Source organism: Microlunatus soli, from assembly GCF_900105385.1.
In the GTDB taxonomy this organism is placed as follows: domain Bacteria; phylum Actinomycetota; class Actinomycetes; order Propionibacteriales; family Propionibacteriaceae; genus Microlunatus; species Microlunatus soli.
Map to the genome: position 1 here is coordinate 4,796,203 of NZ_LT629772.1, position 12,269 is coordinate 4,808,471.

The following is a 12,269-nucleotide window of genomic DNA, read 5'->3' on the forward strand; positions in this document are numbered from 1 at the left end:
TTCGCTCTGCTGCGCGCCGAGCCACTTGCTCAGCGCCCCATCACACCTAGTCGAGGCGGTCGGCGATCTTGGCGGCGGTGGCTCGGGCGGTGCGGCCGGTGGTGAACAGGCCCAGGGCCAGCACCAGGAGGCCGAAGGCGATGATCAGGATCCAGTTGGGCAGGGTGGGGACGGGGCCGTGGGCGGTGTCGATCACCAGGGTGCCGGCGATGGCTACGCCGAGCGAGGCGCCGACCTGGCGGCTGGTCGAGGCGGTGGCGGCGGCGACGCCGGCTTGCGAGCGGGGCATCCCGGAGACGGCGGTGTTGGTGATCGGCGCGTTGACCATGCCGAAGCCGATACCGAACACGACATAGCTGATGATCACCTGCCAGCTCGGGGTGTGTTCGTTCAAGAGGCAGAGCAGGACACCGGCGGAGGGCAGGGCGATGCCGGCGATGATCAACGACGGCCGCGGACCCCGGTGCCCGACGAGGCGGCCGGACAACGGCGCCAGGATGGCCGTCAGGGCCGCCATCGGCAGCGTGTAGAGACCCGCCTCGAACGGGGTCATGCCGCGTAGGTTCTGCAGGTACAGGGCGTTCAGGAACAGGAAGCTGCTCAGCCCGGCGAACGCGCTGATCGCGATCAGGGTGGCGCCGGAGAACGGCAGGCTGCGGAAGAAGCCGACCTCGATCAGGGGCTGGTCCCGGCGCGGCTCGTACCAGAGCAGAACGACCAGCGATGCTGCCGACAGCACGAAACAGCCGATGATCACCGGTCGCCCCCAGCCCTGCGCCGCGCCTTCGATGATGCCGAAGGTCAACGATCCCAGGATCAAGATCACCAGCAGCTGCCCGACCGGATCGAAGCGGCGTGGCCGGGCCGCCCGGGATTCCGGCACCAGGATGCCGGTCAGGATCACTGCGACCAGGGCGATCGGAACGTTGATCCAGAAGATCGCCCGCCAGCTCACCGAGTCGACCAGGGCACCGCCGAGCAGCGGGCCGAGCGCCGAACTGATCCCGACCACGCCACCCCAGACGCCGATCGCCCGGGCCCGTTCGGCTCGTTCGGTGAAGGTGTTGGTGATGATCGACATCGCCACCGGGTTGAGCATCGAGCCGCCGATGGCCTGCAGCATCCGGAAGCCGACCAGCCAACCCAGCGACGGCGCCAGCGCACACAGCGTGGACGCCACACCGAAGGTGACCAGACCGATCCGGAACACCTTGCGGCGACCGAACCGGTCGGCTGTCGAACCGCTCAACATCAACAAGCCGGCCAGCACCAGGGTGTAGGCGTCGATCACCCACTGCAGTCCACTGACCGGTGCGTCGAGCTCGCGATGGATGGTCGGCAGCGCGACGTTCACCACGGTGGCGTCGAGATTGACGATGAACAGACTCAGACAACAGGTGAGCAGGATCGCCATCCGCCGTCTCGGTGACGGCGGCGGGCTGGAAGGATCGGGTCGTGCTGGCGTGATGACTCCTGGTCGGGGGACGGTCTGCGGGAATCGGGTCGGCACTGACGAGCGGCACCACCATAGGGCCCGATCGGGCGGAGGAGTGATTCGATGTCAGCCGACCTTCAGGTGATCGTGATCGGTGCCGGTATCGCCGGCGCCAGCACGGCCTTCGCTCTGGCCCGGCGTGGGATCGCCGTAACCATCATCGACGACGGCGCGGCCGGTCAGGCCACCGCTGCCAGCGCCGGCATCATCCTGCCGTGGTCGACCGACAACGAGGGCGCGTTCTACGAGCTGTACGCCGCCGGCGCGGCGTTCTACCCCCAGCTGCTGGAGCTGTTGGCAGACGCCGGCGTCACCCGGACCGACTACCGTCGGACCGGTGGCTTGGTGGTGAACGCCGATCCGGCCAAGCTGGACGCCGTCCAGCAACGGGTGATCGCGCGGAAGGCGACGGCCGGTGAGGTGGTCGGCGACATCGAACGGCTGGACAATGCGGCTGCCCGCGAGTTGTTCCCGCCGCTCGGCCCCGACCTGGATGCGGTCTTCATCTCCGGTGGTGGCCGGGTGGACGGCCGGACCATGCGGGACGCGTTGCTGCAGGCCGCCGTCGGTTCCGGTGCCCGGCGACTGACCGGCCGGGCGACCGTCGAGCGAGCGGCGGACGATCATGATCGGCCCCGGGTCCGGCTGGCCGGCGAGCTCCTGACCGCCGACGCCGTCGTGGTGACCGCCGGCGCCTGGAGCCGCGACCTGCTGAACGCCTACGGCTACGTCGCCCCGGTGCAGCCGCAGAAGGGCCAGATCAGCCAGCTCCGGGTATCGGACGACACCACCCGGTGGCCGACCGTGCACCCGATCTCCCATCACTATCTGGTCGCCTTCGACGAGGGCCGGCTCGCGGTCGGCGCAACCCGGGAGACCGGCAGCGGATTCGACACCAGGATCACTGCCGCCGGGCAGTTGCGGGTACTGCGCGATGCGCTGTCGATCGCGCCCGGCCTCGCCGATGCCACCTTGATCGAGACCAGGGTCGGCCTGCGGCCGCTGGCCGACGATCTGCCGGTCGCCGGCGCCGTACCCGAGAGCCCGGGGCTCTACGTCGCGACCGGCTACGGAGCCGGTGGGCTGACCATGGGGCCGGTGATCGGCGATGCCGTCGCCCGCTCGATCCTCGGCGAGGATGCCCGGGAAATCGCCGCCATCACGCCGGTCTGGCACTCTTGATCCTCGTGCCCGCTGTCCGATCCCGTCCTGCCGCGCTCGCGGTCCTGCTGCTGGCCTTCGCCCTGGTGGCCGGCTGCACCCAGACTCCGACCGACGGGCCGAACACGTCTCCCGGCAGCGGTCACAGGTCGAGCAGCCAGGGCCGGAGCAGCAGCCAGGCACCGACACCGGCCAAACCGAAGCGGCCCAACATCGTCTTCGTGCTCACCGACGACCTGTCCTGGAACATGGTCAAATACCTGCCGCGGGTCAAGGCGCTGCAGAAGTCCGGCGTCACGTTCAGCAATCACTTCACGGTCAACTCGCTGTGCTGCCCGTCCCGGTCAGCGATCTTCACCGGCGAATACCCACACAACAACGGCGTTTTCCGCAACGTCGGCAACGACGGCGGCTACCGCGGCTATCTCAAGAATCACAACGAGCAGAAGTCGTTCGCGGTCGCGCTGCGCAACCAGGGCTACCGCACCGCCTTCATGGGCAAATACCTGAACGGCTACCGGCCGAACCGTCCAGCCGCGCCCGGCTGGGACGAGTGGGACGTGGCCGGCAACGGCTACCCCGAATACAACTACCGGCTCAACGAGAACGGCACGCAACGCCGCTACGGTGCCAAACCCGACGACTATCTGACCGACGTGCTGGCCCACAAGGCGGGGTCCTTCATCGACCGTTCGGCCTCCGGCGATCGGCCGTTCCTGCTCGAGGTGTCGACCTTCGCCCCGCACATGCCGGCCACCCCGGCGCCCCGGCACGCCAAGAAGTACGCCGATCTCAAGGCACCGCGGACCGCGGCCTTCAACAAGCTGCCGACCGATGCTCCCGGCTGGCTGAAGACGGTTCCGCCGCTGACCGAGAAGGACATCAAGAACGGCGACGCCACCTTTGCCAAGCGGGTCCGGTCGGCGCTGGCGGTCGATGACATGATCGGCCGGCTGCAGCAACACCTGAAGGCCCAGGGGATCGCCGACGACACCTACTTCGTGTTCAGCTCCGACAACGGATTCCACATCGGCGAGCACCGACTGCGGCGCGGCAAGCAGACCCCGTACGACACCGACATCCGGGTGCCACTGATCGTCACCGGCCCGGGGGTCCCGGCCGGCCGGACGATGAAGGAGCTGACCTCGACGATCGATCTCTGCCCGACGTTCGCCCAGATCGGCGGGGCGAAGCTGAACACCGCCGACGGGGTCAGCATGCTCGGCCTGTGGCACGGCAAACACCCCAAGACCTGGCAGCAGGCGGTCCTGGTCGAACACCGCACCGACGGCAGGATGAGCCCGGCCGACCCGGACTATCAGGCCAACAAACACGGCGATCCGCCGACCTACCAGGCGATCCGGACCGCCGACCAGCTGTACGTCGAGTACGGCGCCGGGCAACGCGAGTACTACGACCTGGCCAAGGACCCCGACGAACTGCACAACCTGATCGGTACGATGCCGGCCGCCAAGGTCGCCCCGGTGAAGAAGGCGTTGGCCGCGCTGCGCAGCTGCCACGGAAGCAAGGAGTGCCAACGGGCTGCCCGGGTGAAGTGATCGGCACGCCGGCAAGGCCGATGGAGCGGGCGGCAAGAATCGAACTCACGTCATCAGCTTGGAAAGCTGAGGCTCTACCACTGAGCTACGCCCGCAGGGCAAGATCAACAACGGTGGAGCGGGCGACGAGAATCGAACTCGCGTAATCAGTTTGGAAGACTGAGGCTCTACCATTGAGCTACGCCCGCGGGACCGGTCGGTGACTGGCCGACAGACACTGTATCGGTCACGATCGGCCAGGTCGAAATCGGCACGCCGCGATCCGGTCATCGAGGAGACGCACGTCGGATTCCGTCCAGGATCGCGGCCGTCACCTGCTCCGGTGCATCGATCGGCAGGATGTGACCGGCCTCGGGGATCAGCCGGGCGTCGAGGAGATCGGCGAACGGAGTCAACTGGTTGCCGGTGGCGTCGCCGACGACTCCGCCACCGAGCGTGGTGACCGGCATCGGCAGCCGTCCCGATCGTGCCCAGGCGTCAACCCAGGCAGCGTTCTGCGGCAATGCCCGGTAGTGCTCGAACGCGGCGTGCAGACTGTCCCGGCCACGGTAGGCCTCGATGATCACCTCGGCCAGATCTGCCGGGAAGCCGGTCACCGTGCCGGCGTCCAGGAAGTAGCGCAGGTAGCGGTCCTCGGCTCCGGCCAGGACGTCCTCGGCGAGCCCGTTCGCGGCCTGATGAAATCCGAACCACCACGGCGGCCCGGCCGACAGGAATGCCTCCGCGCCCGGCAGCCGACCGATCAGCGACTCCATCAGCGTCAGCGACGCGACCCGGTCCGGTCGGGAAGCGGCGAGGGCGAAGGCCGGTGCGACGCCGACGTCGAGCGCGACGACGTGAGCCCGCTGGGTATCGGCGGATCGGAGCAGCCCCTCGAGGTCGTCGGCGAGGCTGATCGCGTCGTAGCCACCCGTCGTGCGCTCGCTGTCGCCCAGCCCGCGCAGGTCGGGAACCAGCACCCGCAGCCCCGCATCTGCGAGTGCCGGGGCGACGTCACGCCAGATCGCTCGGGTGTGCGGGAAGCCGTGCACCAGCAGCACCGTGTCGCCGGCTCCGAGTGACTCGACGGCCATCGTCACGCCGGGCAACTGCCTCGACTGCACCGTCGCGCCGGGGATGTGTGGTCGCAGGACCGGCGTGATCATGGTCGTCCTCCTGGAAGCTCGACGGTGGAGAGTGATGGTTACTATCGGATACCAGGCAACCGTAGGAGAGCAGCGATGACGGGACAAGAAGGCACGTCGACGCAACCTGGTCACCCACGGGTGACCGCCCATCGGCGAGGCGACCTCTTCGATCCCGACTGTCCGACCCGGCAGTTGTTGGACCGGGTCGGGTCGAAGTGGACAACGATGGCCGTACTGGTGCTGGCCGGGGAGGAGGGCGAGGTCAGGTTCGCCGAGTTGCGCCGGCGGATGGCCGGCGTATCCCAGAAGATGCTGACCCAGACCCTGCGGTCACTCGAACGCGACGGACTGCTGACCCGGCGGGTGGAGCCCACGACGCCGCCCCGGGTGCACTACGGCCTGACCCGCCGTGGTCGCTCGCTGGCCGGACCGCTGACCGTCCTGAAGGAATGGGCCGAGACCAACATGGCCGCCGTCGATGATCATGGCCGCCGCTGGGACGAGAGTGCGGCCGCTGGCTGAGGGTCGGGGCGACGGGACTCGAACCCGCGGTCTTCTGCTCCCAAAGCAGACGCGCTAGCCACTACGCTACGCCCCGCCATCCGGCGCGAGATCGCGTCGGATGGTGCCCGATGAGTGTAGGGCACGATGCTCCCGATCAGGGAAACAGTGAGGCTGTGTCAGCCGACCAGGGCGAGCAACTGCGGCCGCTGACGTGGGCTCCAGAGCACATCGCGGACCCGATCGATGCCCCCGACCGGCCAACGGTCGGCGAGCGCGATCGCTTCGGGGTCGGTCATGGCGTCGCGCAGGGCGCCGGGGAAGTCGCCCCACCGCAGGAGGAACGGGCGGCCCCAGGCGCCGCCGATCTCGGTCGTCACAGGTTTGGTGATCGCGAGTCGCTCGTGCATCGCGGCGACCTCCCGATAACACTCCAGCAGTGCGTCCTGGCGTTCCTGCCAATTCGTCGCCTGCTGCACAGCGGTCAGTAATGGGATCATCGTCGGAGCGCACTTCAGACGTGCGAATGCAGTGCCGAACCATTTCGGATACGGCTCGTACTGGCGTTCGAGTAAAAAGCACAGATGCATCAGGTCGCCGACGATTCGACTGGCGATCACCGCCGAGCCCAGTTCGTCGCCGACATATCCGGTACGGCCGACCTGGTTGGCTTCCGGATGGACCCGCCACCAGGCGGCGATCATCAGATACAGCCAGACGTCGTGCGGGTAGTAGGCGAGGCGGTCGCGGATCTGTTGCAGTCCGATGTCGTCGTGGTGGACCGGCCCGACGGTGAGCATCCGCAGGTTGTTCTCGTTGAGCGTCAGCCAGTCCGCGGCCGACGGCGCCGCCTCGAGCCCGACTCCCTGACCGACGAGCGAGCCGACGAGGTCCGCGATGCTCTGCACCTGGATGTCTGTCTGGAGCCCGGCGAAAGTATCCGGGATCGCCGATCGCAGGGCGGCCTCGATCGACGGTCCGTGCTGTCGGTATGCCTCCCCGGCCAGCACCACCTGCACCCGGGCGGTGAAGAAGTGATCGGTGGACATCGGGTCGTCGAAGCCCTGGACCTCCGAGCCGCGGCCGAGCAGGGCCGCAGCATGGGGGAGGTCGGGGTGGACGCGGTCGAGGGTCGGCGACACGATGTCGCGATAGAAATCCTGGCTGACGAGTTGGCCGCGGCGGTAGGACGTCATGGCGATGACATTGCCACGACTTGACCGTTGAATTCAATGAAGATCGCGAAACTCGTGCAGTAAATCCGAGAATGACATCGAGCCACTCATTGAATTTGTGTATTCCCTTATTCTACAGCAAATTCGGGTCGCGCGGTCGTTGATTTGTCGGGTTGTCGTCCGATCGTGTGACAGGCTGGTCAGGTGAGCTTGACCCGACCTCGGAGCCGGAACCCGGATGCCCGCCGGCGCGCGATGGTGCCGGCACGATTCCCTCGACTGCCGTACATCGCCTCCCGGTTCCTCTATGTGGCCGCCGCGATCCTGATTCTGCAGGTCGTGTTCCCTGCCGTCCCGCTGTTCCGGCTGCTGGCACGCGTCTACTCGACGCTGCTGCTGCCGATCGATTCGGTCGGCCTGGGCAGTGCGGTGTTCCTGCTGATCATCGCCTCCGGGGTGAACCGGCGTAAGCGGGTCGCGTGGGTGGTGCTGATGATCACGCTGCTCGGCTGGACGGTGATCCTGCTCGGGTTCGCGCTGGTGTTCCTGCTGGTCGTCGTGTCCGGAGAAGGGGCCCGGACCGACACCATCACCTTGATCAAACTGCTGGTGAACGTGCCGCCGATGATCTTCGTCACCGGGTTGCTGTTCCTCTATCGCGGCGAGTTCCGGGCGCGTCGTCGTCGCGGCAACGTCCGCCGCGCCGTGCTCACCCTGGTGCTCGGTCTGCTGGTCGCCTTCGGCATCGGCGCCCTGCTGGTCAACCTGTTCCCCGGCTCGATCGCGCCGCGCGGCCGGCTGCCGTGGCTGGCGCGGCAGGTGTTCAAGATCGATGCCGACGACCTGCCGCCGATCCACCAGGGGCCGCCGTTGTGGACCTCGACCGTGACCGGCGTCTTCGTCGCCGCGGCGTTGATCGCGGCCCTGGTGGTGCTCACCCGGTCGCAGTCCCGGTCGGCCTATCTCGCCGCGGTCGACGAACGAACGATCCGCGGTCTGCTGCGCGACGTCCCGACCGATTCACTCGGCTACTTCGCCACCCGCCGGGACAAGTCGGCGGTCTTCGCATCCGACGGCCGGTCGGCGATCACCTACCGGGTCCAGCTCGGCGTCTGTCTGGCCAGCGGTGATCCGCTCGGTCCGCCGCAACGCTGGCCGGCGGCGATCGGTGCCTGGCTGCGACTGGTCCAGGAGTACGGCTGGACGCCGGCGGTGATCGGCGCCGGTGAGGACGGTGCCGCCGCCTACGCGGCCGCCGGGATGCGGGTGATCAGGATCGGCGACGAGGCGATCCTGGAGTCGGACAACTTCAACCTCCAGCAACGTGAGCTCCGCCCGGTCGCACAGGCCGTCCGGCGACTGGAACGGCGCGGTTACCAGGTCCGGATCCGCCGGCACGGCGACATCGCTGCCGACGAGATGGGTCGGATCGCCGACCTCGCCGACGGCTGGCGCGAGACCGAGGAGGAGCGGGGTTTCTCGATGGCGCTCGGCCGGCTCGGCGATCCCGCCGACTCCGACTGCATGCTGGTCGAGGCGCTCTTTCCCGCCGACCATCCGGCGGCGGCCGGTGGGCCGCCGGGTGGTGTGGTCGCCGGCCTGCTGTCCTTCGTCCCGTGGGGGCCGGACGGACTGTCGCTGGACGTGATGCGGCGTCATCCGGACAGTGACAACGGGATCACCGAGCTGATGGTCAGCCGGCTGCTGCTCGGCGGGCCGGACCTCGGCATCCGAAGGGTATCGCTGAACTTCGCGGTCTTCCGTTCCGCCTTCGAGGAGGGGGCACGGATCGGCGCCGGCCCGATTCTGCGGCTCTGGCGACGCTTCCTGCTGGTCGCCTCGCGCTGGTGGCAGATCGAGTCCCTCTACCGCTCCAATGTGAAGTACAACCCGACCTGGGTGCCGCGTTTCCTGTGTTATTCCACGGCCGGCGACATTGCGCTGGTCGGGCTCGCCTCGGGTGTCGCCGAGGGTTTCATCGACCTGCCCGACTTCCTGGCTCCCGCACCGGCCGTCCTGACCTCCGACGACGAACCGCGAGCCTTGCCGGCGGCGCCGGCGGCGGACGAGTCGCCGGCACGAGTGCCGGAACAGATCCGGCAGCGGTTGGCGGTCCGCCAGCAGCTGATCGACGACGGCATCCAGCCCTATCCGGTCGGCTACGCCGTCGACACCAGCTGCGGGCAGTTGATCACCGGCAGATCGGCCGGCGTGGCCGGTCGGGTGTTGGCCGTCCGTGATCATGGCGGGATCATCTTCGCCACCGTGCAGGACGGGACCGGGCGTGGCCAACTGATGCTGACCAGGGACGGGGTCGGTGATCATCAACTGGACGCGTTCCGGCGGCAGATCGACCTCGGTGATCACCTCGGGGCTGCCGGCGAGGTGATCGTCTCCGACCGGGGTGAGGTCACCTTGTCGGTGGCGAGCTGGCAGCTGACGGCCAAGTCACTGCGACCACTGCCGGACCAGCATCGAGGACTCGCCGCCGAGACCAAGGTCCGGCAGCGTTACCTGGATCTGATCACCGATCCTGCCGCTGCCCGCCGGGTCACCGCCCGATCCGCCGCGATCCGCGCGGTCCGGGACGGCCTACTGGCACGGGGATTCCTCGAGGTTGAGACCCCGATCCTGCAGACCGTGCACGGCGGCGCCAACGCTCGGCCGTTCCACACCCACATCAATGCCTACAACCTCGACCTGTATCTACGGATCGCCCCGGAGCTGTATCTGAAGCGGCTGATGGTCGGCGGGTTGGACCGGGTGTTCGAGATCGGCCGCAACTTCCGCAACGAGGGTGCCGACGCCACCCACAATCCCGAGTTCACGATGCTGGAGGCCTATCAGGCCTACGGCGACTACACGTCGATGCGGGTGATCGCCCGACAGTTGATCATCGACGCCGCCCGCGCGGCCCTCGGCCGTACGGTCATCGCCGGTGTCGATCAGGCAGGGAATCGGCGCGAGGTCGAACTGGACACCGACTGGCCGGTGATCACCGTCAACGACGCGATCGGCGCCGCACTCGGCGAGTCGGTCACCGCCGACACCGAGCAGCAGACGTTGATCGGTTACGCCGAGCAGTTGGGGATCGCGATCGATCCGCGGTGGGGTCGTGGTGCGGTGCTGCTGGAGCTGTACGAGCATCTGGTCGAGGCCCGTACGGTCGAGCCGACCTTCTATTCCGACTTCCCGGCCGAGGTGTCGCCGCTGACCCGGCAGCATCGGGTCGACCCGCGGCTGGCCGAGCGCTGGGATCTGGTCGCCTTCGGCGCCGAGATCGGCACGGCATACTCGGAGTTGGTCGACCCGCATCTGCAGCGGGCTCGGCTGACCGCCCAGTCGCTGCAGGCGGCCGGCGGTGACCCCGAGGCAATGGAACTGGACGAGGACTTCCTGGTGGCACTGGAACACGGCATGCCGCCCAGCGGGGGACTCGGGATGGGACTGGACAGACTGGTGATGCTGCTGACCGAGAGCAACATCCGCGACGTCATCGCGTTCCCGCTGGTGCGCCCGCGAGCCGGCCGATGAACCGATCCGCCGTCGCCGTCGCCGCCGCTGCCGCCACCCGACGAGGACGCGACCCGCAGCGCACCGGCAGGGCGGCGTGGTCGGTGATCGCGGTGCTGATCCTGGTCAGCTACAACACCCGGATCTGGTGGCAGCCGCTGAACGGCGACCCGGCGATCCTGCGGGGCTACCTGTCGGAGCTCGCCGCCGCCGACCAGCCGCATCACCTGTTCTTCCGAGCCGGCGATCTGGTCGCCGCCGTGCTGATCCTGGTGACGGCGGTCACCGGGCTGGCCCGGGTCGGCCGCGGGGTCGCCCGCCGCTGGTGGGCGGCGGCCTATGCGGGGCTCACGCTGCTGGCGGCCTCGATCGCCGCCGGGGCGATCTTCCCGATGGATTGCTCGCCGTCGCTGGACCGGTCCTGCGCGGTGGCCGAACACGCCGGCGCGGTGACACCGGCGCATGACCTGCACACGCTGGCCGGTGTCGGCGTCGAGATCGGTCTGCTCGGCGCGTTGGTGGCCGGTTCGGTCGCGCTGCGTCGGGTCGGTCGACCCCGGCTCTCCTGGTTGCTGGTCGCGATGATCGTGATCGAGGTCATCGGGTTGTCGGTGATCACCGGCTTCTTCAGTTTCGGGGTCCGGGCGATCGCCTACCCACAGGTGCTGACCGTCCTGAACGCGTCGACCGCCGGTGCGCTCGCCGCACTCGGCCAGGCCGTCGCCGCCCTCCATCGGCCGCGAGGTGGTCGGTGACCGACCGGGCGGTTCCGACCGATCGGCCCGCTCCTACCGACCGGCTCGACGAGTTCGGCGGCCGTCAGGTGCGCTGGCTGCGACGTCCCGGTTCGGGTGTCCCGGTGCTGTTGCTGGGCGGCTGCGGGGTGCCGTACCCGATGTGGCACGAGGTGCTGGCCGCCAGCCCGGACGCCGACCTGATCCGGATGGATCGGCCGGGGATGTCGGGCAGCCGCTGGCCGGGCGTGCTGCCGACCCTGGCCGCCGAGGTCGGCACTCTGGCCGGTCTGATCACCGCGGTCGGCGAACCGGTGATCATCGTCGGCCATTCGATGGCCGGCCCGCACGCCGAGGCCCTGGCGCGCCGGCATCCGACGCTGGTCACCGGGATCGCCTTGCTGGACGGGAGCCTGAGCTGGCGACCACGACCCAGCCGGGCCGAGCTGGGTTGGCTGGCGGCCAGCCGACTGCTGCGGGTGCGGCCCAAGGTGCCGCTGGTGCCGGAGGTGACCGTGAAACTGCAGCGACAGCTGGCGGCGGCCCAGAGCGTACGGTCCGATCCGGAGTCGATGGCCGCTCTCAACGACACCTACCGCGATCGGCAGACGCTGGCCATGGTCGCAGCGGAGTCGGCAGCGTACGGCAGGCAGCTCACCGATCTTGCCCGGCTGCGGAGGTCCGTTCCGATGCCGGAGGTGCCGGTCCTGGTGCTGACCGCCGCCGACGGCGGACCGCGGAACTGGGTCGAGGATCAGGCCCGGCTGGCGACCCTGCTCGGCGGTCGGCAACGGGTGCTGCAGCACTGTCGCCATCTCATCATGCTGGATCGCCCCGACGCGGTCGCACAGGCGATCGCCGACCTGCAGCAGCAGGCGACGACGAACGGGTTTGGCCACCGCGGCGGGCAACCGTAGGATTGACAAGGCTCAGAATCATGTCTGGGCCCGATCAGTTCGTTCGTCTAGTTCCCGCGCCCGGCCCACGACTCTGTCCGGTCGCCT

General features: G+C 68.7%; 9 protein-coding genes and 3 tRNA genes. 6 read left to right on the plus strand and 6 right to left on the minus strand.

All coding sequences use genetic code 11. The annotated features are described in order from the left end of the window. Positions 1 to 46: 46 nt before the first annotated feature. Positions 47 to 1,414 (minus strand): MFS transporter, encoded by a 1,368-nt coding sequence (locus BLU38_RS21920; protein WP_091527516.1) that lies wholly within the window; start codon positions 1,412 to 1,414, stop codon positions 47 to 49. Positions 1,415 to 1,558: 144 nt separating this feature from the next. Between BLU38_RS21920 and BLU38_RS21925 the strand changes: the two genes are divergently transcribed. Both BLU38_RS21925 and BLU38_RS21930 read left to right on the plus strand, forming a co-directional pair. After that, entirely contained in the window at positions 1,559 to 2,677 is a 1,119-nt protein-coding gene (locus tag BLU38_RS21925) for an NAD(P)/FAD-dependent oxidoreductase (RefSeq protein WP_091527517.1), read from the plus strand. 5 nt (positions 2,678 to 2,682) lie between these two features. Further along, the gene (locus tag BLU38_RS21930; protein WP_091527518.1) at positions 2,683 to 4,215 is read left to right on the plus strand and encodes a sulfatase family protein; all 1,533 of its coding nucleotides are present in this window, start codon (positions 2,683 to 2,685) and stop codon (positions 4,213 to 4,215) included. A 21-nt stretch (positions 4,216 to 4,236) separates the two neighbouring features. Here the strand turns inward: BLU38_RS21930 and BLU38_RS21935 are convergent. The 3 genes from BLU38_RS21935 to BLU38_RS21945 form a co-directional block, all read right to left on the minus strand. After that, positions 4,237 to 4,310 (minus strand) — tRNA-Gly (locus BLU38_RS21935). A gap of 19 nt (positions 4,311 to 4,329) precedes the next feature. Next, a tRNA-Gly gene (locus BLU38_RS21940) sits at positions 4,330 to 4,403 on the minus strand. Positions 4,404 to 4,481: 78 nt separating this feature from the next. Beyond that, positions 4,482 to 5,360 carry an alpha/beta fold hydrolase gene (locus tag BLU38_RS21945; RefSeq protein WP_091527519.1) on the minus strand — a complete coding sequence of 293 codons (879 nt, stop codon included), beginning with the start codon at positions 5,358 to 5,360 and terminating at the stop codon, positions 4,482 to 4,484. A 75-nt stretch (positions 5,361 to 5,435) separates the two neighbouring features. Here BLU38_RS21945 and BLU38_RS21950 point away from each other — a divergent pair, with 75 nt between their 5' ends. Then, positions 5,436 to 5,864 (plus strand): winged helix-turn-helix transcriptional regulator, encoded by a 429-nt coding sequence (locus BLU38_RS21950; RefSeq protein ID WP_091527520.1) that lies wholly within the window; start codon positions 5,436 to 5,438, stop codon positions 5,862 to 5,864. A gap of 3 nt (positions 5,865 to 5,867) precedes the next feature. Here BLU38_RS21950 and BLU38_RS21955 read toward each other — a convergent pair. Both BLU38_RS21955 and BLU38_RS21960 read right to left on the minus strand, forming a co-directional pair. Continuing rightward, positions 5,868 to 5,940: transfer RNA gene (locus tag BLU38_RS21955), tRNA-Pro, on the minus strand. An 82-nt stretch (positions 5,941 to 6,022) separates the two neighbouring features. Beyond that, complete coding sequence (locus BLU38_RS21960; RefSeq protein ID WP_091527521.1) at positions 6,023 to 7,039, minus strand: DUF4037 domain-containing protein; 1,017 nt, start codon at positions 7,037 to 7,039, stop codon at positions 6,023 to 6,025. 183 nt (positions 7,040 to 7,222) lie between these two features. Here BLU38_RS21960 and lysX point away from each other — a divergent pair, with 183 nt between their 5' ends. The 3 genes from lysX to BLU38_RS21975 are packed head-to-tail and all read left to right on the plus strand — an operon-like array spanning position 7,223 to position 12,182. After that, on the plus strand, positions 7,223 to 10,552 hold the full coding sequence (gene lysX, locus BLU38_RS21965) for a bifunctional lysylphosphatidylglycerol synthetase/lysine--tRNA ligase LysX (RefSeq protein WP_231919980.1): 3,330 nt from the start codon (positions 7,223 to 7,225) through the stop codon (positions 10,550 to 10,552). Further along, positions 10,549 to 11,286, plus strand: a complete 738-nt coding sequence (locus BLU38_RS21970; RefSeq protein WP_091527523.1) for a DUF998 domain-containing protein — start codon at positions 10,549 to 10,551, stop codon at positions 11,284 to 11,286. The genes lysX and BLU38_RS21970 overlap by 4 nt, the downstream gene beginning before the upstream one ends. Beyond that, positions 11,283 to 12,182 (plus strand): alpha/beta fold hydrolase, encoded by a 900-nt coding sequence (locus BLU38_RS21975; protein WP_091527524.1) that lies wholly within the window; start codon positions 11,283 to 11,285, stop codon positions 12,180 to 12,182. The genes BLU38_RS21970 and BLU38_RS21975 overlap by 4 nt, the downstream gene beginning before the upstream one ends. Positions 12,183 to 12,269 lie beyond the last annotated feature (87 nt).